At 63.4% G+C, this 23597-nt stretch carries 21 protein-coding genes and 3 pseudogenes; 8 read left to right on the top strand and 16 right to left on the bottom strand.

All coding sequences use genetic code 11. The annotated features are described in order from the left end of the window. Nucleotides 1-36: 36 nt before the first annotated feature. The 4 genes and pseudogenes from VK682_RS23565 to VK682_RS23580 form a co-directional block, all read right to left on the bottom strand. Complete coding sequence (locus tag VK682_RS23565; protein WP_324782648.1) at nt 37-348, bottom strand: ATP-binding protein; 312 nt, start codon at nt 346-348, stop codon at nt 37-39. Between the two features lie 19 nt (nt 349-367). Continuing rightward, on the bottom strand, nt 368-1921 hold the full coding sequence (gene istA / locus VK682_RS23570; protein ID WP_324782649.1) for an IS21 family transposase: 1554 nt from the start codon (nt 1919-1921) through the stop codon (nt 368-370). A 497-nt stretch (nt 1922-2418) separates the two neighbouring features. Then, nucleotides 2419-3246, bottom strand: a complete 828-nt coding sequence (locus tag VK682_RS23575) for a hypothetical protein (RefSeq protein ID WP_324782650.1) — start codon at nt 3244-3246, stop codon at nt 2419-2421. 51 nt (nt 3247-3297) lie between these two features. After that, nucleotides 3298-3518: pseudogene (locus VK682_RS23580) on the bottom strand (transposase); the annotation flags it as partial. Nucleotides 3519-3676: 158 nt separating this feature from the next. On the opposite strand from VK682_RS23580, the gene VK682_RS23585 reads away from it, so the two are divergent. Beyond that, the gene (locus VK682_RS23585; protein ID WP_089851498.1) at nt 3677-4225 is read left to right on the top strand and encodes a MarR family winged helix-turn-helix transcriptional regulator; all 549 of its coding nucleotides are present in this window, start codon (nt 3677-3679) and stop codon (nt 4223-4225) included. A 43-nt stretch (nt 4226-4268) separates the two neighbouring features. Here VK682_RS23585 and VK682_RS23590 read toward each other — a convergent pair whose 3' ends face one another. From VK682_RS23590 to VK682_RS23635, 10 genes and pseudogenes are all read right to left on the bottom strand, one after another. Next, entirely contained in the window at nt 4269-5402 is a 1134-nt protein-coding gene (locus tag VK682_RS23590) for a mandelate racemase/muconate lactonizing enzyme family protein (RefSeq protein ID WP_324782651.1), read from the bottom strand. Then, complete coding sequence (locus tag VK682_RS23595) at nt 5399-7336, bottom strand: TRAP transporter permease (protein ID WP_089851502.1); 1938 nt, start codon at nt 7334-7336, stop codon at nt 5399-5401. The genes VK682_RS23590 and VK682_RS23595 overlap by 4 nt, the downstream gene beginning before the upstream one ends. 78 nt (nt 7337-7414) lie before the next feature. After that, nucleotides 7415-8554 carry a TAXI family TRAP transporter solute-binding subunit gene (locus tag VK682_RS23600; protein WP_324782652.1) on the bottom strand — a complete coding sequence of 380 codons (1140 nt, stop codon included), beginning with the start codon at nt 8552-8554 and terminating at the stop codon, nt 7415-7417. 153 nt (nt 8555-8707) lie between these two features. Further along, nucleotides 8708-9691 (bottom strand): NAD(P)H-dependent flavin oxidoreductase, encoded by a 984-nt coding sequence (locus VK682_RS23605; protein WP_324782653.1) that lies wholly within the window; start codon nt 9689-9691, stop codon nt 8708-8710. After that, nucleotides 9688-11313 carry an AMP-binding protein gene (locus tag VK682_RS23610; protein ID WP_324782654.1) on the bottom strand — a complete coding sequence of 542 codons (1626 nt, stop codon included), beginning with the start codon at nt 11311-11313 and terminating at the stop codon, nt 9688-9690. Before VK682_RS23610 ends, VK682_RS23605 begins: the two co-directional genes overlap by 4 nt. Next, nucleotides 11310-12089 (bottom strand): enoyl-CoA hydratase/isomerase family protein, encoded by a 780-nt coding sequence (locus VK682_RS23615; RefSeq protein ID WP_089851510.1) that lies wholly within the window; start codon nt 12087-12089, stop codon nt 11310-11312. Before VK682_RS23615 ends, VK682_RS23610 begins: the two co-directional genes overlap by 4 nt. Next, nucleotides 12086-13276, bottom strand: a complete 1191-nt coding sequence (locus tag VK682_RS23620) for a CaiB/BaiF CoA transferase family protein (protein ID WP_324782655.1) — start codon at nt 13274-13276, stop codon at nt 12086-12088. The genes VK682_RS23615 and VK682_RS23620 overlap by 4 nt, the downstream gene beginning before the upstream one ends. Beyond that, nucleotides 13273-14019 carry an enoyl-CoA hydratase/isomerase family protein gene (locus tag VK682_RS23625; RefSeq protein ID WP_230796948.1) on the bottom strand — a complete coding sequence of 249 codons (747 nt, stop codon included), beginning with the start codon at nt 14017-14019 and terminating at the stop codon, nt 13273-13275. The genes VK682_RS23620 and VK682_RS23625 overlap by 4 nt, the downstream gene beginning before the upstream one ends. After that, nucleotides 14012-14959: a hydroxymethylglutaryl-CoA lyase gene (locus VK682_RS23630; protein ID WP_324782656.1), complete on the bottom strand. Its 948-nt coding sequence runs from the start codon at nt 14957-14959 to the stop codon at nt 14012-14014. Before VK682_RS23630 ends, VK682_RS23625 begins: the two co-directional genes overlap by 8 nt. Before the next feature lie 289 nt (nt 14960-15248). After that, nucleotides 15249-15603: pseudogene (locus VK682_RS23635) on the bottom strand (transposase); the annotation flags it as partial. Between the two features lie 800 nt (nt 15604-16403). Here VK682_RS23635 and VK682_RS23640 point away from each other — a divergent pair. Beyond that, entirely contained in the window at nt 16404-17006 is a 603-nt protein-coding gene (locus VK682_RS23640; RefSeq protein ID WP_324782657.1) for a hypothetical protein, read from the top strand. Between the two features lie 275 nt (nt 17007-17281). Here the strand turns inward: VK682_RS23640 and VK682_RS23645 are convergent, their stop codons facing one another. Then, complete coding sequence (locus VK682_RS23645) at nt 17282-17470, bottom strand: hypothetical protein (protein ID WP_324782658.1); 189 nt, start codon at nt 17468-17470, stop codon at nt 17282-17284. 8 nt (nt 17471-17478) lie between these two features. Between VK682_RS23645 and VK682_RS23650 the strand changes: the two are divergent. From VK682_RS23650 to VK682_RS23660, 3 genes and pseudogenes are all read left to right on the top strand, one after another. Then, nucleotides 17479-18023 (top strand): annotated as a pseudogene (locus tag VK682_RS23650) (transposase); the annotation flags it as partial. A gap of 153 nt (nt 18024-18176) precedes the next feature. Beyond that, on the top strand, nt 18177-18368 hold the full coding sequence (locus VK682_RS23655) for a hypothetical protein (RefSeq protein ID WP_324782659.1): 192 nt from the start codon (nt 18177-18179) through the stop codon (nt 18366-18368). 644 nt (nt 18369-19012) lie between these two features. Then, nucleotides 19013-19375: a hypothetical protein gene (locus VK682_RS23660; RefSeq protein ID WP_324782660.1), complete on the top strand. Its 363-nt coding sequence runs from the start codon at nt 19013-19015 to the stop codon at nt 19373-19375. A gap of 382 nt (nt 19376-19757) precedes the next feature. On the opposite strand, the gene VK682_RS23665 is transcribed toward VK682_RS23660, so the two are convergent. Beyond that, a complete protein-coding gene (locus VK682_RS23665) occupies nt 19758-20552 on the bottom strand; it encodes a DeoR/GlpR family DNA-binding transcription regulator (RefSeq protein ID WP_324782661.1) in 795 nt (264 codons plus the stop codon). Nucleotides 20553-20743: 191 nt separating this feature from the next. Between VK682_RS23665 and VK682_RS23670 the strand changes: the two genes are divergently transcribed. The 3 genes from VK682_RS23670 (at nt 20744) to VK682_RS23680 (ending at nt 23590) form a co-directional block, all read left to right on the top strand. Continuing rightward, on the top strand, nt 20744-21730 hold the full coding sequence (locus tag VK682_RS23670) for a TRAP transporter substrate-binding protein (protein WP_324782662.1): 987 nt from the start codon (nt 20744-20746) through the stop codon (nt 21728-21730). A 113-nt stretch (nt 21731-21843) separates the two neighbouring features. Beyond that, a complete protein-coding gene (locus VK682_RS23675; RefSeq protein ID WP_089851524.1) occupies nt 21844-22317 on the top strand; it encodes a TRAP transporter small permease in 474 nt (157 codons plus the stop codon). Nucleotide 22318: 1 nt separating this feature from the next. Continuing rightward, complete coding sequence (locus VK682_RS23680) at nt 22319-23590, top strand: TRAP transporter large permease (protein ID WP_089851527.1); 1272 nt, start codon at nt 22319-22321, stop codon at nt 23588-23590. The last annotated feature ends 7 nt before the right edge of the window (nt 23591-23597 follow it).

Consider the following 23597-nt stretch of genomic DNA (forward strand, 5'->3'; position numbering starts at 1 on the left):
AATTATGCGCCTACCCGGCTCAGTTCTGGGTGGAAATCAACACTGCTCGTGGGCCTTGAGCCATCCGCCCTGGGCCAGCGACAGGATCTGGCGGCGGTCGAGACCGCGCGCGGCTGCAAAGTCGATGTCTTCGATGCAGGCATTGGGGAAGCGCATCTTTGCATTCCTGAGACGGTTGGCGAAGCGTTTGTCGGCGCGCCATGCGGCTTCGCGGTCGAGCATGAGGCCGAGCCATTCGTTGCGGTTCAGGGCTTCGGCGGGGTCCTGTTCGGCAAGCGCGCGCCAAGCGGCGGCCATGCCGCTCAGGCCGAGGGTGGCCATCTGGTCGAGGGTGGGATGTGTCAGCATGATCAGTCTTTCCTTGGATTTATTGGTAATAGTCTGCGCCACGGATGTTGTCGTGGCGCGGGGTTGGCGGGACGGGGGCTGGCTCTGCGACAGCCTTGTCGAGGCCTGTGGCGAGGATGGATTGCACCGAGGCGTAACTGACGGTGTTGTAGGTCAGCGCCCGATCGCAGGCGGCCACCAGCCGGTCACGGCCAAACCTGCGCTCGAGGTTCAGCACACCCAGAGCCGAGCGATACCCCTGCTCGGGGTGCGGTCTGTCGCGCATCAGGCGCTCGACGAGGACGGCGACATGGTGGCCGACGCGACCGGCACGCAGGATCAGATACTCTGGTGTCATCCCGCCGTGACGCTGGTGCGCCTTGGGCATGTGTTCGCGGACGGTCGAATGCCCGCCGCGGGTGCCGCGCCGGGTATGGAGGGCAACACGCTCATGGTTATGGAAGATCTCCACCATCCGATGGGTCAGCCGAACATCAACGCGCTTGCCGATCAGACGGTGGGGCACGGAGTAGAAGCTGTGCAGCACGTCGATGTGATAGTCGGGATGGACTTTGGCCTGCTTCCATTCCGCATACTCGAAGGCTTCCGGCGGCAGGGTGCTAAGGGCGGGACGCTCGATCTCTTCGAACAGGTCGCGGCGAGAGCGGTCGATCCGGCGCATTGGCCGGTCGTTGAGATCGACCAACAGTTCGGCAATGGCGGCGTTCAGCGCCTCGACCGAGAAGAACTGCATGTTGCGCAACCGCGCCAGGATCCAGCGTTCGACGATCAGTACGGCGCCTTCGACCTTGCCCTTGTCACGTGGCTTGCGCGGCCGCGTCGGCAGAATCGTCGTGTCGTAATGCGCCGCCATGTCGGCGAAGGTCTTGGTGATCGACGGCTCGAACCACAGCGGCTTGGCCACCGCCGCCTTCAGATTATCGCACACGATGGCCTTGGGTACGCCACCGAAGAACTTCAGCGCACGGACCTGCGCCTCGATCCAGTCGGGCAGCGTCTGGGTCAGGCTGGCCCAGGCGAAGGTGTAGCTGGAGGCGCCGAGCACCGCGACGAAGATCTGCGCCCGATGCACCGCGCCGGTCGCCGGGTCCGTGATGGGGAAGGTGTGGCCGGCATAGTCGGTCTGCATGACCGCGCCCGCTTCATGACGGTTGCGGAAGCTCGGGCTGGTGCGGTTCTCGAAAGCCCGGAATTGCTCGCAGAACCAGGTGTAGCCATAGCCGTCGGGGTGACCGGCGCGGTACTCCTGCCACAGCAGCACGAGGGTCACGCCTTTGCGCTTCAACTCGGTGGCCACCTTGGCCCAGTCGGGTTCCGCAAGATCGCGCGGGGGGCGCCCGACCCGCTGGAACAGAGCTGCTTCCAGCGCGGCATCGTCGTCGCGCCCGGGCGGCAGGGGCCACCGGTCGAGCCCAGCTTCCCGGGCCCGCAAGAGATAGGTGGCCACGGTCGTCTTGCTCAGCTTCAGCCGCAGCCCGATCTCCCGCACGGAGAGGCCCTGTTCATGCGTCAGCCGCAATATGGTTCGTATGTCCTGCACGGTCATGCGCCTCGTTTGCTTGCGTCGCGGCATGCTCCCTCCCGATCCATTCCAAGATCGACAGAGTGCCGTGACACAGCAGGCAATGACCAACCCTCGCGACCGCCCGCAGGCTGTCCGGGATTTAGCGAAATCCCTGTCCGGGATTTACTGAAACGCGTGTCCGGGAATTATCGAAATGCCCGTCCGGGATTTTGCGAAACCCGCACTAGAGCACTAGGCTCGAAGGAAATCGGCTGTCATTATTTGTTTTCGCGTCTCGGATACCTCTCGGCTGCCATAAAGTGGGCTTGCGTACGCAGTCTCCGGGACTGGCTCGGAGAACACATTGATAAGCCCATAACAGACTACGATGTACGCCCGCGTGTCTAGCTCAAGGTGGGCTGCGATCGCGCTGAGCCGGCAGTGGTCGACGTGAGGACCGTATGCACCTCATGCCGAAGGAAACTCTCGACTGATTTGACGAAGGTCTCGGACTACGTCTTGAAATTCGACAAGCCGCGAAATGACGTGAACGATGTAGCTGCGGATTAGTATGCCACCTCATCAAAAGCATCTTGAATCATGCCGTAAGGAATGCCCCAGACTTTATAGTCGTTACTTTCTGCAGAATTTTGTGCAGAAATCACTGCGTTCTCGAAGTCTTCCATATCCATGCCAGGTACGTATAAGGATTTCAATTCCTCGATTGTCCAGAGATCCTCGCAGTCGACAATTGTAACGCTAGGGTCTTGCCAAGCACCGCTATCGATGAAATTTTCGAATTCCGCCTCGAGTTCATCGGCAGCTTCTTCAGCCTCATCGTTCATTACACGTACATATTCTCCTTTGCTCTCGTCGTAGAAAAACAAACTATTACAGTTAATTTTCTTACAAAGCGGCAGAACGTGTTTTGCGAATGCTTCCACGCACGGCACATCCACGACAAACGCCACTCCAGGCGCAGACGCCGTGATCGTGTTCTGGAACTGAAGGATTGGGGAGGCCTGATATGCCTCAAATGCATCTGGAGACGCAAAGAATTCGATGCGAGGCAGGCTTTTTTTCTCATCGACGTTAAGAGTCACCAACGCCTCGAATTCGCTCGATTCAATGAGCTTCTTCGCAGGTACGTTGACTACAGGAGAGTAATGGACCATCTGTTTTCCTTTCTTGGCCGTTGAATTCCGAAGTGACCAAGCGAGCGAAAAGGATGTGACGAGAGTGACAGCACCCACGCAACAGCTTTCAAGCTTTTTCAGCCATATCGGTCGCTGCTGAGCACAGCGAAAATCAAACAGCCGCAGAAAACGAGACGCGGCAAACAGATATGCTTGCATATCGTCAAATACTATATCAGCAACATCTCTTAGTTCCAAGAGTTTTTTCTACGTCACATCGAAAAACTTAGTCTCCAGGCTCATTGATCGTCAAAGCCAAAAGATGACAGTCGCGGCGAGAGCGATGGCGGAGAGGAAGGTTTGTGCGACCTGTCGTAGCGGGTTGCGACGCGGCGCCAGCCCCTCAATCTGCCGAACATGATCTCGATCCGGTTGCGGCGGCGATAGCGGCGCCTGTCATAGAGGACGGTCTCGGCGCGCGATTTCCGGCTCGGGATGCAGGGGCGTATCCCCTTGTCCTTCAACCCGTCTAACCGCATGGGTCCAGGATGTGAATCCTCGACGCTCAGTGTTATGCAGAAACGCCGCATCGGGGACTCACAAACTTACCAAAACCCTAGAGAACGTTGCATTCGGTACGAAACGGATTACACTCTCAACTAAATTGTTTTCTATCTAGGAGCAACTGGTGACCGCCAGCAGCGACATCGACGGCATCGGCAGCCACGACGACGACATCCGATACCTTTTTTCCTATAATTTGCAGCGTCTTGCGGGGCTCTCGTCACGCATTGCCCTGCTCGGCCTGAAGCCGGATTTCGACCTAAATACCCATGATTGGCGCGCCATGGCGGTGCTGGATTTCTTGGGCGTGGCGCCGCTGCATACATTGGCGAAGCGGGCCGGCGTGCAAAAAAGCCAGATGAGCCGCACCGTCTCGGCGCTGGAAGAGCGCGGCTTCATCGGGCGCGAGACGAACCCCGAGGACAAGCGCAGCGTGAACCTGCGGCTGACCCACGCCGGGCAAAAGCTTGTCCGCGACGTGCTGGCCGCCTCGCGCGAGCGCAACCGCCACATGCTGGCGGAGTTGACGCAGGAGGAACGCTGTGAGCTGATGCGCCTGATGGAAAAGGTGTCCCGCGGCTCGCTCGCCTACCTGCGCGCGCTGAAGGGCGAGACCGCGCCGCCGCGCCGTCCTCCGCCCCCCGCCACAATCTTCGAGACCGAGATTCTCTGATCCCTGTCCTAGGGGACCGATTTGATACCGGTCAGCCCCCAACTCAGGATCTCAGCGATGTCCCGTCCGGGACGACGATTGCCCTGTCCAGCCAGGGCGCCTGCCACGGCACGCGCCGGATCTGGCCCAGCCCGGGGCTCCCGCCCAGCGTCAGACGACCCTGTACGATTTCGGGCCACAGGTGGTCCTCGTCATCGAAATGGGTGAACTCGGCGCATTCGGCAGGCCCCGCGCAGGGATGCAGACCGGCCAGCTGCGCCGTTGCCAGTGTCACGAGCGGCCCGCCGAAGGCCGTACCGATCCGCGCATGGACGCCCGCCGCAGCCGCACTGCGGGCCATGGCAAGCGAGGGCAGCAGCCCGCCGGACCGCGCCAGCTTTAGGCTGATCCCGTCGGCCGCCTGCGCGTCCAGAAGGCGCGCCAGATCGGCCGCGCTGAACAGGCCCTCGTCGGCCTCGATCCGCGCTACGGCCGCCCGGCGCAGCGCCGCCAGCGCTGCCCGCTCGCCCGCCGGAACCGGCTGTTCCAGCGACCACAGGTCAAGCGGGCGCAGCGCCGCCTCCAGCGCGATGGCGCCCAGTCCGCCATAGGCCTGGTTCGCATCCACCGTCAGCACCACCTGCGGCCCGACGGCCGCTCGGACGGCGGCAATCCGCGCCAGGTCCGCTTCGGGCTGGCCGGTGGCTTTCAACTTCAGCGCGCCATAGCCCTCTGCCACCAGTTCGGCCGCGATCTCGGCCATGCGTTCGGGCGTCTTGACGGGAATGATGCGCAGGACCGGCAGGCTGCAAGGCGTCCCGCCCAGCATCTGCAACACGCTGATGCCGCGTGCCCGCGCCACCAGATCCAGCACCGCCATCTCCACCGCCGAACGCGCCGCGTTCCGGCTCCGCGTGCAGGGGCCCAACCGAACCAGCGCCGCGTCCGGCTCGTCCAGCCGCGCCCCCAGCAGGGCGGCAGCGATGGCCTGGCTCGTGGCCTCCAGCGTCGCGGGACTGGCGTCGAGGTGCGGCAGGAAGGGGGCATAGCCCTCGCCCATCAGGTCCCCGGCCCGCAGGGCGACGCGCAGCCCCGGCAGACGGGGCACGTCGCGCCCCGCATAATGCCATTCGGGGTCGAGGTTGCGATGACTGGTGGCCTCGACAGACCAAGCCTCAATCTGCTGCGGGCCACTCATGCCAGGCCCGCGTGGCGGCTTTTCTGCCACAGGGCCACCACCATCACCGCCGCTGCCAGCGCCAGGCCGACGAGGTCGCTGTGCCCCTCGGGGATCAGCAGCGCAAGGCCCGCAATCATTGCCGGCACCCGCAGCGCCATGGACAGCCGTCCGGCAAAGTGCAGCCAGCCCTCGAAGGCGGCCGAGATGTACCAGATCGCCAGCCCCGCCGTGCAGACCGCCTGGATCACATGCGGCAGGTCACCGCGCAGGATCAGCGCGGGATTAAGCACGAAGGCAAAGGGCAGGATGAACAGCACCGACCCTAGGCGCATCGCCCGGATCCCGGTACTGAGCCCGCCGCTGCCAGCGATTCCGGCCGCCACCACCGCAGCCAGCGCGACCGGCGGAGTGATGTAGGACAGCATGCCCCAGTAGAGGATGAACAGGTGGCTCGCCACCACGTCCAACCCCTGCGAGGTCAGCGCCGGGCCCAGAATGATCGCCAGGAAGATGTAGCAGGCACTGGCCGTCATCCCCATGCCCAAGACAAAGGAGGTCAGTGCCCCGAAGATCAGCAGCAGGTAGAGATTGTCGCCTGCCGCATGCACCAGTTCGCGCGAGACGGAGCTGCCGACACCGGTGATCGAGAGCGACCCGACAATCAGCCCGATGCCCGCCAGGATACCGTAAAGATAGGCACCGCTGCGCCCCGTCTCCACCAGGGTCTCGCGCAGCATGGTCCAGCTGTCGCGGGGGCTGCGCAGGATGGCGATCACCAGCATGAAGCCGGCCGAGAAGAAGGGCGCAGAACGCTCCATGTGGAAGAACAGGATCAGCGCCACCAGTGACAGCACGCCCACCATGTGCGGCCAGCCCTCGCGCAGCGTCGGGCCCAGGCGGGGCAGCTCTGCCTCGTCCATGCCCGTCAGGCCGTTGCGGGCGGCATAGGCGTCGACCTGCATCAGCAACGCTGCGTAGAACAGCACCGCCGGCAGGATCGCCGCCGAGACGACGGTGGCATAGGGCACGTTTAGGAAGGACGCCATGATGAAACCCGCCGCCCCCATCACCGGGGGCATGATCGAGCCTCCGGTCGAAGCACAGGCCTCGACTGCCGCAGCATAGGTTGGCGGATAGCCGCAGCGTTTCATGGTCGGGATGGTGAAGGCGCCGGTCGAGATCACGTTGGACACCACTGAACCCGACAGCGAGCCGAAGAGGCCCGACGAGATGATCGACACCTTGGCCGGCCCGCCCCGCGCGCGTCCCATCAGGGCGCTGGCGAAGTCCATGAAGAAGCGCCCGCCGCCCGTCACGGTCAGCGCCGCGCCGAACAGCAGATAGCCAATGACCAGTTCGCTGACCACCTGCACGGGCACGCCGACGATGGCCCCCGAGCCCATGACATGAGCCGACAGGGTTTCCCTTGCAGTGTACTGGCTGCCCCACAGCAGGCCCGGCATGTAGTCCGCGAAGGTCGGAAAAACCGCGAAGACCAGGCAGATGGTGAACAGCACCATGCCCCCCGTCCGGCGCAACCCCTCAAGCACCAGCAGGAACAGCGCCAGTGCCAGCAGGGTAGGCATCAGCGGGGCCGAATAGTCCCAGCCCCGGTTGATGATGTCACCCGAGATCGAGGCGAAGTAGACCCCCGCCCCTAGGGATATCGCCGCAAAGGCCCAGTCGTAGAGTGGCACGCGGCGCTCGTCAGCCTTGCGCAGCGGGAAGGTCAGGAAGAGGATCGCGAAGAAGAAGCCGATCAGCGCGTAGTAGAGGCCCGTGCTGGGCAGCTGGAAGTCCCCGATCCGCAGCAGGAATACCTGGTTCGCGACCAGCAGCAGCGCCAGGGCCGTCAGCGGAAAGACGACAAATCGGGTCTGATGCAGACGCGAGGTTTCGGGGCGCAGATCCTCGCCCGGGACATCGGGATCGGTCAGTGCGGGGTCGGACATGGCTCACCTGTCGGCAGGGGGTGTCGGGCACGGCCGCGCCAGCGGCCGACCGTGCCCGTAAGAGAACCCGTGTCGGGCTCAGAGATGGTCGGCGCGGAACTGGTCCCAATAGGCGGGCCAGTCCTTGTCGGCGACGCCCTGGCCGTCGGCAGCCTCGGTCGCGGCGGCCCATGCCTCCTGCACCTTGGCTAGGCGAGCCAGACGGTTGGTGTTCCAGGCCTCGTCCGCCTCGGTCCAGACGCCGATCTCTTCGAAATATTTCTTGGCACCGTCGTGGCAGGGCGTGTCATAGGGCGGGTGCCCGGCCTTGTTCACGTCGTATTCCGACATCACCGGTGCGGCCCCCTTGTAGAGGTCATAACCCTCCACGATGGCCTTGGTCATATCGTAGACATCCTCCATCGTGGCCTCGGCATAGACCGACAGGATCGGATAGCGGTAGCCCACCAGCGGTACAGGTGCCTCGGCCGAGGCGCCCGGCCCGCTGGTCATCATGGCCGGAGCAAAGAGCGGTGCGCTGGCGTTGATCCGGTCCCATCCCTCCTTGTCATCAGCCGGCACGGGCAACCAGCCGATGCCGTTGGGGCTGGCTTCGATCTCTCGCAGGACCGAGGCGCCGACCACGGCGCCCGCCGCATCCACCGCACCGTCCAGCACCGCCTGAAGGCCGGCGGAATAGCCCGGCACCTCGACCGTTTCCACATCATCCCAGCCCAGACCCGCGAAGGCCAGCACGCCCTCCACCTTGAAGTTGGTCGAAGGATGCGCCTGGATCAGCGCCATCCGGCTGCCCTTGAGGTCTGCGATTGTCTTGATCCCGGAATTCGCCGTGGTCACGATGCCGAACAGCGCCTCGCGGCCCATAAGCGCACGCAGGTCCTGCGGGCCCCATTCCCGGGTCGAGAAATCATAGAGCGCCTCGGAGGCGAAATAGGCTTCGTTCGCCAGGAACCCCAGCGAGACGCGCCCCTGCTTCAGCTGCATCATCCGCCCGATCGACGTGCCCGAGGGCACGACACGAATACGCGAGCTGTGCTGCTCGATCAGGGCGTTGGCGACCGCCGTCGCCTCGATATAGCCGGACGAGCCGACGTCGGCGGCCGTCCACTGCAGTTTCGACGGAATGGCCGCATGCAGGGTGCCGGGCAGCACCAAGCTGGCCCCCGCCGCCATGACGCTGCGTTGCATGAAGGCGCGTCTTGTCAGGTCGCTGATCATTGGTGGTCTCCTCCTCTGTATCGGGTGGCCGCAGCTGTATCGCGCGGCCCCCCTTGATGGTCCGCCGGGCTGTGCCAGCGGTCTCCCGTCCTGCCCCGATCTCCGGGCGGGGCCCTCGTCTCATGGCTCCGCAGGCAGCGGGTCCTGCGTGGCCTATTCGGCGGCCACGGAGACCCTCTGCGCCTCGGGCAGCGCCTGCCTGCAGGCGGCATAGCCGCGCGCGATCTCGGCCACGACCTCGGCCGCCGGCAGGATCGCACGCACCAGCCCGGTGCATTGCCCAGCCTCGACCTTGCCACGCGCCATGTCGCCATCGAACGCCGCCATCTTCAGCGTGGAGGCGCCGAACGCCGCGCGGCGGGCGTCCTCGTCCGCGCCGCTGCGCTCCAGCGCCTCCATCTCGTCCGTGAAGGGGTTGGCGATAGCGCGGATCATGCCCAAGCCCCGCCCGACGGTGCGCGTATCCGCGACTCCCGCGCCGATCACAGCCTGCTTGTAGGCTTCGCTCACCCCCGCCTCGGGCGTGGCGATGAAACGGGTGCCGAAGTTCGCCGCTCCTGCCCCCAGTGCCAGCGCGGCGGCCAGCCCCTGCCCGTCGGCAAAACCGCCCGAAGCGATGAGCGGCACACGGCCTCCCGTCGCCAGCGCCACGGCCCGGATCAGCACCAGCGTGCTGACCAGCTCGGCCGGGGGATGCCCGCCCGCCTCGCCGCCCACGACGACCAGCGCATCGACACCCTTTTCCGCGGCCTTAAGCGCATGGGTTTCCGAGGCCACGACATGGATGCAGACCGTGCCGACGGCCTTGAACCGGTCGAGGTATTTCTGCGGCCCGCCCTGCGAGGCGATAATCACCGGCACACGCTTGGCTTCGAGCAGGTCCAGCACCTCCTCCGCACCTTTGCGGTAGAGCGGCATGTTCACCCCGAACGGCCTGTCAGTGCCGGCGCGGACGGTGTCGATCGCCTCTTCCAGCGCATCAAGATACATCGGTCCGGCGGCGATCACCCCCAGCCCCCCGGCGCGCGACACGGCCAGCGGCAGCGCGGCGTTGGACGAGGCCCATGACATCCCCGCCTGCAGGATCGGCAGGTCGATCCCCAAAAGGCGCGTCACATCGGTTTCGATCCGCATCATGCCACATCCTCCTGCGCCAGCAGCGAGCGGGCGTGATCCGCCAGCTTAGTCTTCTGGATTTTCGAAGACGCGGTCATGCCGATCTCCTCGAACCCCTCCACGATCCAGACGTGGCGCGGCACCTTGAAGCCCGCCATGACACCCTTGGACCAGTCGATCAGGGCGGCAGGGTCCAACGCCGCGCCCTCATTCAGGATGACGAAGGCGGCGCAGACCTCGACCAGGCGGTTGTCGGGCACGCCAACGACCTGCGCCTGCTTGATGGCGGGGTGGCGGTGCAGGCGGTCCTCGACCTCCTCGGGCGAGACATTTTCGCCCCCCACCCGCACGATGTTCTTGAGCCGTCCGACGAATTCCAGACGCCCGTCCGCGCCGCGCCGCCCAAGGTCGCCGGTGGCGAGCCAGCCGTCGCTCGAAAGCGTCTCGGCGGTCTTATCGGGCATGTCGTAATAGCCCTTCATCACCGACCAGCCACGCACCTGAATCTCGCCCGCCTGACCGGCCGCGCTTTCAGAACCGCTCACCGGGTCAATCACCCGCAGTTCCAGCCCCGGTTGCGGGCGCATCCGCCCGCCGGTGCGAATGTCCTCATGCTCCCACCAGCAGGATTGCGCGATGTTGGGCGATGCCTCGGACAGGCCATAGCCCGACACGATCTCGCGCGCGCCCATCTCGTCCGCCACGCGGCGCAGGACGGATTGCGATCCCGCGACCCAGCCGCCGCGCAGGTGCAGCTGGCGCCTTGCCCGGTCGGGGTGGTTCAACAGCATCAGCGCCATGGTGTCGTTGCCCGAGACATGGGTGCAGCGCTCGGCCTCCAGCATCGCCAGCGCCTCGCCAGGTTCGAACCGGGTCATGGTGACGAGGGTCGCAAGATTCTGAAGGCAGGCCAGAATGGACAGCGTCGTGCCCGCGACGTGGAAAAAGGGCCGCGAGGAATGGAAGCGGTCACCGGTGCGCAGCCCGATCCGCTGGCCCGAGACGAAGCCGTTGCCCAGCATCGAGCGGTGCGACAGCATCACACCCTTGGGATAGGCGGTGGTGCCCGAGGTATACTGGATCAGCAGCGTTGCGTCGGCCCGCGCCTTCGGGCCCGGATCGGCGGGCGCGGCGGCCAGCATGGCATCCCAGCCACGCGCAGCAGCAGGGCAATTGTCCCCCAGCACCACGATCTGTTGCAGGTTGGGCAGCGTGGCATCGGGCAGCGCGTCGGCGCTGTCGATGGTGGGTAGAATCTCCCGCAGGGTCGCGATGAAATCGACGTTCAGCAGCCGGTCGGCGGTGATCAGGACGCGCACGCGGGACTGGCGCAGGGCATAAGCGATCTCATCCGCCTTGAGCCGCGTGTTCACGGGGACGGCGACCGCCCCCAGCGTGCCAAGCGCCAGAAACAGCGTTTCGAACGCCACGCCGTTGCCAAGGCAGATGCCGACGTGATCGCCCTGTGTCACCCCCAGCCCGTGCAGCGCGGCGCGCAGTTGCGCCACCTGATCGGCCAGCTCGGCGAATGTCACGCGCCCGTCGGGCGCCACTAGCGCTTCGACGTCCGGCGCAAGCGCCACGGCGCGGGCCAGCGCGTCCTGCACGGTCACGGGGCACAGGCTATCGATGGAGAGACTCATGCCTTCTGCTCTTTCGCAGCCGATCCGATCTGGGCGCCAAAGCGTTCCACGCCCCCGCGCCAGTCACTTTCCGACAGCAGCCGGTCGATGGCCGCCAGTTCGATCCGGATGCCCGAGTTCAGGTCCGTCCGTGCGCCTTGGTCGATGCAATGCTTGGTCAGCCGCAGCGCCAGCGTCGGCGCACGGAGAATGCGCTCGGCTATCTCGTCGACCGTCGCGCTCAGCGTCTCGGCGCCGGTCAGTGCGGTCACCAGACCGATGCGCAGTGCCTCTTCCGCGCCCATGACGCGGCCAGTGTAGAGCAACTCTTTCGCGCGCGGCACGCCGATCACTCGTTGCAGCCGTTGGGTCGCTCCCACGGTGCCCCATTGCGGTTCTGGAAAGCGGAAGGTGGCGGCCTCCGACGCGACGATGAAATCGCAGCTCATCGCGATCTCACCGCCCGATCCGACCAGCGCGCCCTGCACCTGCGCGATGACCGGCAGCGCACAGTTCCCAATGGTTTCATAGGCCTGGAAAGCAAGGCGACGGCGCCCCTTTACCCATGCCTCGTCCCGGCCCTTGCGCTCCTTCAGGTCGGCACCGGCGCAGAAGGCGGGCCCTTCGGCACGCAGCACCACCAGCCCAGCATCGGGCATGGCAGCGATCTGGGTAAAGGCCTCGATCAAGTCCTCGCACATCGCCAAGTTCAGCGCGTTGCGCGCATCGGGGCGGTTCAGCACAACGTCGATGCGGGCGCCGTGATCCTCCAGTCGGACCAGTCCGTTCATGGTCATTGCACGATCCCCCTCTCGTAAAGTGCGGCGATGGTCGCCTCGTCCAGGGCCAACTCCTCGGCCAGGATCCGGCGGGTGTCGGCGCCGAGTTTCGGCGGCGCCTCAAAACGGTGATCGTCATAGCCCGAGTAGCGCAGCGGCGTGCGCAGCCCCGGCGTGGCGCCGCGGTCCGGGTCGTCGTAGGTGGCGACCATGCCGCGCGCCTGCGTGTGCGGATCGTTCAGGATCTCGGGCACGGTGTTCACCTCACCCGCCGGCACGCCGACCTTGCGCAGCGCGGGGGCCAATTCGGCGCGGTCCCGCATCGCGATGGCATCGGCCAGCACCTGCGTCACCTCGGCCCGCCGGTCCACGCGGTCGATGTTGCGCGCAAGGCTAGGGTCGTGGGCCATGCCATCCAGCCCCAGCGCGCCGCACAAGAGTGGCCAATGCTGGTCCGAGGCCGAAATGAACAGCCACTCGCCACCCTTGCAGGCAAAGGCCGAGGACGGCACACGGCCCAGGTGTTCCGTGCCCGTCCGTGTGGGCGTTTCGCCAAGCGCAAAGTAGCGCGCTGCCGGCAGGCTCAGCAGACTGACCTGCGCGTCCATCATCGCCATGTCCACATGACACCCTTGCCCGGAGCTTACCCGGCCCAGCAGACCCGTCAGCGCCCCGATCAGGATCCACAGACCCGAGGTCATGTCGGCAAACGGCAGCCCCACCTTGGCCGGCGGCCTGTCCGGGTGGCCCGTCAGGTCGATGACGCCCGACAACGCCTGAAATATCGTGTCGTAGCCCTTGCGTTTGGCATAGGGCCCGGTCTGCCCGAAGCCGGTGTTCGAGACGTAGACGAGGCCAGGATTGGCCTCCCTCAACACCTCGTATCCTAGGCCCATGGTGGCCATGCCGCCGGGCAAGAAATTTTCCACCAGCACATCCGCGGAGGCCGCAAGATCGAACGCCAGCTGGCGCCCCTCGTCGGACTTCAGATCCACCGCGATCGAACGTTTCGAACGGTTGAAGGCCGCGTAGTAAGCGCTGTGTCCGCCGTCGAAAACCGGCTCGAACACGCGGCTCTCGTCCCCGTCGCCGGGGCGCTCGATCTTGGTGACCTCGGCGCCGTATTCGGCCATGACCTGCGTGGCCATGGGGCCAGCCAGCACGCGGCTGAAGTCGACAACCTTTATGCCATCGAGTGGCCTCATGCCTCCCTCTCCCGGAACGAGCGCATCAGTGCGTTCACGTCCCGGCCCGCCAGCATCGCGGCGTCCAGCGGCAGATCCTCGACCCGGTACATCAGGCTTTTCGCGGCCCGCATGGCGCGCGGTTCGGCCTTGGCCCAAGCTTCGGCGATCTCCAGGGCGGCGGGCAGCGGATCGCCAGTGACCACGCGGTTCACCAGCCCCAGCGCCAGCGCCTCCTCTGCGCCGATCAGCCGACCCAGCGAGATCATCTCGAACGCCTGCTTGCGTCCGAGCGCGCGGACAAGGCCGGTCATCACCAGCGCAGGCACGATGGAATGTTTCACCTCGGGGTAGCCGAATTTTAGGCTGCCCGAGACAACGACCATGTCGCAACCGATCGCAAGCCCCGCGCCGCCGCCGATGGCGGCGCCATGCACGGCGGCAACCACCGGCTTGGCCATCTTCTGCATGGCCACCTGCAAGCGGCAGGTCAAATCGGCGCGCGCCTCAACCGCGCCGGCCTGGGCGGGGGTCAGGTGCTTGAATTCCTGCAGGTCGGCCCCAGCGCAGAACCCGCGCCCTGCACCGGTCATCACGACCGCGCGCACACCCTCTGCTGCATCGGCAGCCAGCAGCGCATCCAGCAGCTGCTGGGTCAGTGCGGTGTTCAGCGCGTTCAGCTTGTCTGGCCGGTTCATCGTTACGATGCGGATCGCATCGCGATCCTCGATCAGCACCAGTTTCTCGTCGGACACATCAAACATCCTCCTTCTCCCTCGTCTCGGCGGCGTCGCGCCACAATCCCGTCCGCGCCACGCGCGACATCAGCCGCCGCCCCAGCGCCTCCTCGCAGGCCTGCGAGGCGCGCATCAGCGCCAGCATGTCGATGCCGTGGTCCAGACCCTCGGCCTCGAACAGCGCAACCAGATCCTCGGTCGCGACGTTGCCTGTGTCACCGGCACCGTAGCTGATTTTCGTCGGATGCCCGCCGACCCCCCCCATCGCGCTGTCGAAATGGGTTGCCCCGGCCTCGAGCGCGGCGATGCAATTGGCGATCGCACTGCCCCGCGTGTCGTGGAAATGCGCCACCGGCACGATCTGCGGCACCTCGTCCAGCAGGCGCCGAAAAAGCCTGCGGACCTGCTGTGGCGTGCCTGCGCCGATGGTATCGCCCACCGTCAGCAGACTGCAGCCCAGATCGGCAAAGCGCGCGGCATCGGCCACCACTCGACCCGGATCGACCGCCCCCTCGAACGGGCACCCCAGTGCCATGGAGATGACGCCGACCACGCGAAATCGGCCCTGCGCCATCTGTGCCATCTGGGCAACCCGCGCCCATTGCGCATCACGGCTGGCGCGCAGGTTGCGCTGGGTATGCGCCTCCGTCGCTGAAACGAGGAGCGAGATCTCCTCGGCCCCGTGGCCGGCGGCCAGATCCTCCAGCGCGCGGGTCACGGCGCGGGGGTTTGGGCAGGTCGCCTTGTAGGCTACGCCCGGACGGCGCGGCAGCCGCGCCAGCAGATCCGAGGCATCGGCAAAACCCGGCACCCGCCCGGGATGGGAATAGCTGGTCGCCTCGATCCGGTGGAAGCCCGCAGCGGCAAAATCCGCCAGCAGCGACAACTTGACCGCAGCGGCGGGCGGGGCGGGCTCATGCTGCAGCCCGTCGCGGGCGAAGCATTCGCAGATCACGATATTCGGCATAACTCCCCTCCAATATCGTTGATGTTATCATCGATATCGAGCTAAAAATCAACAAAATTTCTCGGGCACGAAGTCGAGGATATAATGATTATATATCAGTTATTTAACGATGATGTCCGCTGGCAGGTGGACCTCTTAACTCGATGCGACTTCGATAGATTTGTTGATTCTGACAACAATATTTGTGCTTAGGTAAACCACATAGCGATCACGAATGGGAGGAGGGTCGATGATCCCTCGCCGTAGCCTTCTGCTGACGGTCGTGTCGCGAATTCTGTGGAAATTCCCTTCCGGCGAGGACAAGAGGCATCGGCTTGAGGGCCTGGGACAGGGTCCCCCATCCATCAAGCTTCCGCATCTGGCTCTGCCCGGAGCCAACAGTGCTCAGGGGAGCATTGGCACGGTCTCGGCGCATGGCAGCACGGTCTGGATCTTGATGCGGTGTCGGAATTCCTCGTTCAGCCGCTAGATGGCATTCATAGTCCGGGAGGATTTCCATTGCGACGGGTCATGGCGGGTGAGGGTGAAGAGTCGGCTTCCCGCTTCCTCCAGGTTGTCTGCGACAGCCCGGCATTGAGGCGCCATTTCCGCAGGAACGCCCTGCGCCGGGTCTCGATGTCTGCCACGGTATCGGCATACATCATGTAAGCCGGCGGCTTCCTACTAGCGCCGGAGTTCGCCCCCGGCTCTGGCAACCCATACTTCAGGGGGCAGAGAGCGGCCTGATCGGACCTATGGCCGACCCGAGTGCCAATCTCGATGCCCCGCCCGTGATGGGCAACGGCAGCTTCGTGTCACTCACGTAACATCTAGCGCCTTGCCCGCAGGAAACGGCGTAACAAATTTTCTTATTTACAACAAATACTTAGAAAAATGTAACGCCGTAACGCACGTAACGCCAGATTTATATATATCTATGTGCGCAATAATGTGTCTATTTCTCTATATATATAAAATATTATTCTTATGTTACTTTGTTACTTATCTCCATAAGATAAGCTATATCAGTAACTTACGCGTGTTTCATGATGTGTATCACAGCTGTAACAGCGTTACATACATGAAATGTAAGGGAAATTTGGAGCGTCTGCGATCCATACTGGCGCAGGTCCGTACCTGCTGGCGAGCCTCGCACCAAAATTGCTTCGATCAGTGCGTTCCTCTAGACAGCCAGACTGCGAAAAGCTAACTTATTGAAGACACGGTGCTTCGCTGCACCTAGGGTCCCGCCGGAAGAGCGGGGGTACCTGAATGGTCATCTACGCATGATTTAAGCGGACCTGTGGCCACGGCGCTGCAAGGGGTTCGAGCTCTGGGTTGCAGTTCTGAGCAACCTCACGACATGCAGATCGATGACGGCGCCGTGTTTGATTTCCATACCACACGGTTTTTCTGAAGCGTGAGTCTGCAGGCCGTGTTTCTCAACACCGACCACGGACCTGTCATGCAGCACCACCAGCACTTCGCGGCCAATCAGTCGGCCTACACCGCCGCGACCCATCGGCTCTCTCCGGTCACCCTCCGCTTTCCTGCCATCATGACGACTGCCGAGCTGGCCGCCTGGAGCCAGGTCGGCAAGAACGCGGTTCCCCAGCTCGTGGCGCGCTTCGGGATCCGCGAGCTTACCGGGCATGCGAAAAACCGTCGCTTCGCGATCCATGACGTTCTGCAAAAAATCATCGGCGTCACCGCGGCGAGCCAGGAAGACCTGGCGCTGCTGATGATGCCCCTGCAGAAGGCCAGCTGGGTGTCGCAGATCACCGGGTTGAGCACCTCGGCCGTCAGCGCCGGTATTTGCGAAAACCGAAGCCCGCTTCCTGCCCCTAGCGAGCTGACCGCCACGGGTCCGGACCAAGCCCCCGCGCGGGGGCGGCGCTGGCTGCCGCTGCAAGTCGAGACGTACCTGCGAGGCGATCCCATTCCCTTTCTCGGGGCGCAGAAGCCAGTACCGGATCTCCCCGAGAACCACTCCCAGGAGTCTGCCCGTAACGTTTTCGCGGCGATTTGTGCCGATAGCGCCACGAGCTCCCGTCAAGTCCAGCTGTAACAAACAGTCGTGATCTTGCGGTGTTTATAGAATGGTCGAAGTCGGAGAAATCGTGACGCTCGTGCGCGGCTGCGACTGGGAGGCCGCATGCGCGTTGCGGCTCATGGAGGCGGGCGCGTTACCCCCGGAGTGGCCTGAGAACTATTCGCCAAGCGAACGCAGGCTGGCCGCTGCAGGCCGGTAGGGTCGAAGTCTCTGCTGCCCAACGAAGATCCGACCTTGCCGGGCAAACCCGTCACCGATCAGCAATTGGCAGCCTACATGACCGACCGCCTTCAATACAGCCAGCGTATCGCGGCCGCCCGCGCAGGGTTCGGCGTCTGGCCGAGCGAGATCCCGTCGATCCGCAGGAGGACGTATCCTTCACCGCTCTCGGGGGCATCGTGCAGGCGGACCTGAAATCCGAAATCAGGGGCTATGAGTGTCGCTTCGTTGAGTCGCACCACGATGACCTCGGGCAGCATGGCGAGGTTTGCGACTGGGCGACGAGGCCATCGGATTCTGGAAAACGCTCGAAAAGGTTTTGCCTGGCACACGCCACCAGAGGTGCTGGTTCCACAAGACGGCCAACATGCTGAACAAGTTCCCGAAATCCATGCAGCCGGCGATGAAGGCCGACCTGCGTGAGATCTGGCAGGCCTAGACCCGCGCCGCTGCGGAACCAGCCATGAGGACCGTCGCCGAGAAATACGGGGGCAAGTTCGAAAAGGCAGTGGCCTGCCTGACGAAGGATCGCGAGGCCCTGCTTGCGTTCTACGACTTCCCGGCCGAGCATTGGGATCACCTGCGCACGGGCAACCCGATCGAGAGCGTGTTCGCCACCGTCCCGCACCGGACCGTCCAGACCAAGGGCGCGCTTTCCCAAAGTACGGCGAAGCTGATGGTCTTCAAGCTCATTCAGGCTGCCGCAAAGAATGGCGCCGCCTGAAGGGCGCGAACCAGTTGCCAATGATCATCGAAGGCGTCACGCTCACCGGCGGTGTCGCTGTAAACGACACGGAAAACCGCGCCGCTTGATCAGGGCGCGTCACCCAAATTCCCGCATAGCTCGATGCCTGTGGTGGTCACGTTTGTCGCCCTCATCACCGCCAGCGGCGGGATCCAATTTCTGGCGGCATGGTCGACCGTGCGCCTGATCCAGCGCGGTATACGCAGAGCGTGCTGCCCGGCATGAGCAAGACCGAAAAGCGCGTCCGCTGGGCGCAGGTGCTGAGTCTGATCGCGTTCATCGCCTTGTTCGTCGCAGACATCGGCATGGATATCCTCGCCAAGGAGGTGCCCGAATGGGTCTATCCATGCTGGGGCTGCTTGCGCTTGGCGTGGAAGCCCCCGCGCAGTCGCGCTTCGTCATGGCTTTGCTGAGGGCCGGGGCAGGGAGTGGGGGCGATCCCCAAAAGAAGGGCCTACCCGGCTTTGTGAGTGATCGCGGGCCGGTCGTAATCCCGGCTCCAGCCTAGAGGGGAAGAATCCCGGCTCCAACACACGATTCGGGATGGCGGTTTACCGCTATGCCCTACTCCAGCTGGCCATGTCCCGGCGAAGACAGGGCGTGTCTACATTTCCACGCTGCCGCGATCAATCTACCCATACCCACGCCGGTCACTCGGTGCAATCAGGAGGTGACCATCAAGCAAGAAATTCGCCTGCTCCAAGCGGCAGCGTCGGCGCTTGGCTTCGCGACCGGTCCTGCAGCTGGGCTGTCGGGGCAGAATATGCGCGTCGGTGTGGAAGCGCTGCGCAATGCGCAGCAGCGGGAAGAGGGCAGAAATAAAAAAGGGCCGCATGAGCGCAGCTATCAATTTGCGCGGCCCACACTCGTTAAACTGCAGGCTGCGCTCACATCAGGCACAATCGGGTGCGGCGTCAGGATGAACAGAGGCGTTTTTTGCATATCAGATATGCAAAAAGTGCGTGCACAACCTTGGTTGGGGATACGTAGGTTTCACTGCAGGCCACGTTCGCAAGAACACGCTAGCCGCAGCTTATACGATATATAATCTAAATTTATGGAAAAAATCACCGATATTTTCACATGCACAAAATTCCTGCGGGCACGTGCAGTGGCTGCCCGAAGTGAAGGCGAGTTGCCCATTTTTCATACATTAACCGCTGCCGCCCGCTGGGCCGCCCGCCGTTGTGCGGGGGCTTTTTTCTTGCAAGGAGAAGATGTTGATTACCACCCAGAACTGAGCCGGGGTTCACTCCATGCGTCACGGCACTCGGCGACGTTCAGAGCCTTCCGAAAGAAGCTGCAGGACACAGGAAAACCGGTGAAGGTCGCCTTGACGGCGACGGCCAAGAAGCTGCTCAGCGTGCTCAACAGCATGGTCGCGGACGGAACCTGCTTCCGGGAAGTTCAGCCAGGCTGAATACAGTTGCCGGCAAACCCGGAGCGGTTCAAGGGCCGAATACATGACCCCACCCAACCTGTCGACATCAAGACAAGAAAATCCTTGCAAACGGCGAGCGTCCATACATGCAACTGGTCAAGCCACGCGGCCTGAGCGGACGCATACACTTGTATCAGGTGGTGACGCGGAAAACTGCGACTGCCGCCAAATAGATCAAATAGGTTTCCATCGGCATCATCGCGTTCCTTCATTTTATGCAATGATTCATAGTCTTCTCGCCAATTTAGTGAAGCCCGCATTGCTGTTATGCGCCTCTGGACGAGCTGCGCTGGGTAAAGGGTGATGGCGTTTGATAGGGCGGCGTATTTCGGCGGGGTCCACGCAGGCCAGCGTGTAGCGTTCAGCTGGTCAGGGCGGTTCCCTCGCTAAGTGCCTCGGGGGTCACCACGGTAACGTTGTTCTCCTTGCAAAGCCGTAAGATGCCGGCTGGCGGTATCACGTCGCAGACAAGCGTATCGACATCGCCAATCCAGCCGGATTTGATCGTGCCCACATCGCTGAATTTGCTTCCGTCGATCGCAAGGATCACTTTACGCGATGTCGCGGACATCTCGGTGATCGGGGCGACCACCTCTTGGTCACGCTCCAAGATTGTGCCGTCCGCCGTGATTCCAGAGGCACTGATGATCGCAAAGTCCAGCATGAAACGGCGAATGACTTTGAGAGTATCCTCACCGGTCAGGGAGCCGCTTTCGCTGCGGATCATGCCACCCGCAACCATCACGCGCAGCGTGTCGTTCTCGTAAAGCGCGAGGCCGGCTTGAAGGTTGTTAGTCACGATGAACAGGCGGTTGCGCGCGGCCAGTTCCTTGGCCACCAGTGCAAGCGTCGAACCGCCGGCGAGGTAGAGCGATGCGTCATCGTTCACGAGACGGGCGACCAGCCGGGCCACGATCTGCTTTTCTTCTACATGGGTGGCAGACCGCAGCGCATAGCTGGGCTTGGGGGCCTGTCCGGCCCAGGAGGCGCCGCCATGGTATTTCTGGATGAGGCCCTGCGCCTCGAGCTCGGATAGATCCCGCCGGACGGTCTGCCCCGAGATGTCGCAGGCCCGCGCCAGCTCGTCGATGGCGGCGAAGCCGTTCGCACGCACCAACTCGAGGATGATCTCATGTCTTTCCGCGCGGCGCTTCATGTCGAGTTTGGAACCTTTTTTGGGAAGTTTGTCCGAATATACTCATTCACTTCCGCTTGAATGTCAAAAAGTTGTACATGATTGCACACAAATGTTGACATGATTACAAAATACGACAAAAAACAACAAGGCAGTGGGACTGGGCGATCGTCGGCTCCGACCTGCTGCCAAAGCCATCTAGGGAGGACACCATGAAATACGTTCACGCCGGCCTTTTCGCGGTCACCACCGCGCTCGTTCAGGTTGCGTCGCCCGCCACCGCAGCCGATCTGACCTTGCGCCTCGGGCATCACGTGCCCGCCGAGCACAGCACCAATCGGGAATTCGCGCAGGTCTTTGTCGACCTCGTCTCAGAGAAGTCGGACGGCGCCATCAAGGTTCAGAATTACCCTGCTGGCCAGCTGGGCGGACAGCGCGAGCTGCTCGAAGGGCTCGAGCTGGGCACCATCGACATGAGCTATGCCGATATCGGGGTCGTCGCCAATTATGACTTGGCGCTTGGCACGCTAGATCTGCCGTATGTCTTCGATAATATGGATCACGCCTACCGCGCGATGGAGGACGGGTTGCTCGACGCCGTGCAGGCGCGTGTCGCGGACGCCGGAAGTTTCCAGGTGCTCGGCATGATTCCGGTGGCCTTCCGCGACACGCTGCTCGCGGAAAAGGATGTCAAAACGCTCGACGATCTCAAGGGAGTCAAGGTGCGCACCCCGGAAGCGCCGGTTCTGATCGATACCTTCCGGGCCCTAGGTGCGAACCCGACGCCGATCCCTTCGGGCGAAGCCTACACCGCCATCCAAACCCATGTGGTCGACGGAATGGAGGGCCATAAGGAGTTCATTTACACGATCCGAGTTCCCGAGGTCGCGAAGCACTGGATCGAAACCAAGCACAACCTGACGTTCAACGTGCTCAACATCAGCGACATCACCTGGAACCGTCTGAGTGAAGAGCAGCAGGCTACGATCACCGAGGCTGCCGCTGAGGCCGCAGCCCACTTCCGCACCGCAAATGCCGAAATCGACAACCAGTTCCGCGAGAAGTTGAAAGCCGAGGGTGTCACCTTCTCGTCGCCCGATCTCGCGCCGTTCCGCGAGGCGGTCTCTCCGATGATCGGGTCATTCGTCGCCGATAACGGCGCAGACGAACTCTGGAGCATCATCGAAGAGACGCGCTGAGCTCGGCTGTCGCCGGGCTGCGTCCGGGCGACGAGCGCCCGGACTGCGCAGCTTTCGCCCGGTGAACGCCGGGCCCACGCGGCAGTCGCCGCACCATGCTGGAGGGTTGAGGCATGCATGGGCTCTTCCGTGCTTTCGAATATTTCATCGCGCTGCTGTTCGTCGCGCTGGTCACGATGATCCTCGCGCAGATCGTCTTTCGCTACTTCGTGGGCATGTCGATCGCCTGGGCGGAGGAGGGCGCGCGTTATCTGTTCGTCTGGCTGGTCTATCTCTCCGGCATCCTCGCGGTGCGTCAGGGGCTTAACATCACATTCGAGCTGTTCCTCGAGACCCTGCCGCGCCTGGCCTGGTCCGTAGTCTTCGTGGCGACGAACGTGATCGTCTGCCTGTTTCTGGGGCTTGCAGTTTGGCTGGGCGTCGAGGCGACCGCCGACATGAAACAGGTGTCGTCCATGCTGCGCATCCCGATGCGCTTCGTCTATCTCGCCATCCCGATCGGATGTTTCGGGATGCTGATCGCACAGGTGGCCTACTGCATCGCCCGCCTGCGTAACCCCGACCACCTTCGCCCCGAGGCGCACTGACATGGCCCTGATCACCTTCATTGCATTTCTCGTCTTCCTGTTCGCGGGTGTTCCGATCGCCTTCGCAATGGGCAGTGCGGCCGTGCTCGGCATCTATTTCGGTTCCGAGATCCCGCTAGCTATCGTGCTGCAGCGCCTCTTTGTTAGCGTCGATAGCTTCAGCCTCATGGCGATTCCGCTGTTCATGCTTGCGGGCGAACTGATGACCGCGGGCGGGATCTCGGTCAGGCTGGTCCGTTTCGCTCAGGCTGCTGTCGGCCACCTGCGGGGTGGGCTGGGGCAGGTCTCGATCCTGACCAGCGTGATCTTCGCGGGGGTTTCGGGTTCGGCAGCCGCAGACACTGCCGCGGTGGGCTCGATCACCCTTCCTGCGATGGCGCGCGAGAATTACCCCCGCGGGCTTGCCGCAACATTGCAGGCGATGGCCGGCTCGCTGGGGCCGATCATTCCGCCCAGCCTGACGATGATCATCTTCGCCTCGCTGACGGGTGTCTCCGTCTCCAAGCTTTTCATCGCGGGCATCGTTCCGGGGCTCCTGATCGCGCTCGGCCTCATGGCACTGACCTGGCATTATGGCCGCGTGCATAACCTCCGGGTCGAACGCCGTGCCACCCGGGCCGAGTTCTTCGCCGCCGGCAAGGATGCTGTCTGGGCGCTCATTATGCCCTTCTTCATTGTCGGGGGCATCATCGGCGGCATCGTTACCGCGACAGAAGCCGGCGCGATCGCCGTGGCCTACGCGGTCTTCATTGGTGGGGTGATCTATCGCGAGCTCAAGTTCGACCAGCTCGTCGAGGTGCTGGTCCGGGCCGCAGCGCTAACCGCGATGGCGATGCTGGTGATCGCAGGTGCCTCGGTCCTGAGCTGGATCGTCGCCTACGAACAGATCCCCGGGCTGGTCGTGGATTTCCTGACGGGTATTACTGACAACCGCTACCTGCTGCTGTGCCTGCTGGTGGTATTCCTAATGCTGCTCGGCATGTTCGTCGAGACGATCTCGGCCACGATCCTGGTGGCTCCAATCCTCATGCCAGTGGCCGCGCAGTACGGCATTGACCCGATCCACTTTTCGCTCGTGATGGTGATGACGCTTGTCTACGCCGGTGTGACGCCGCCGGTGGGCGGGATCTTGTTCATCACCATGGCGATTGCGCGCACATCGCTGTCATCGCTGTTCCGCTATCTGCCGTCCTACCTGGGTGTGATGATGGCGGTGCTGCTGCTGGTGATCTTCGTGCCCGACGTCGGCCTCTTCCTCACAACCTTCTTCTAATTTCGAG

The sequence above is a fragment of the Salipiger marinus genome, assembly GCF_035481585.1.
Lineage (GTDB): Bacteria > Pseudomonadota > Alphaproteobacteria > Rhodobacterales > Rhodobacteraceae > Salipiger > Salipiger marinus.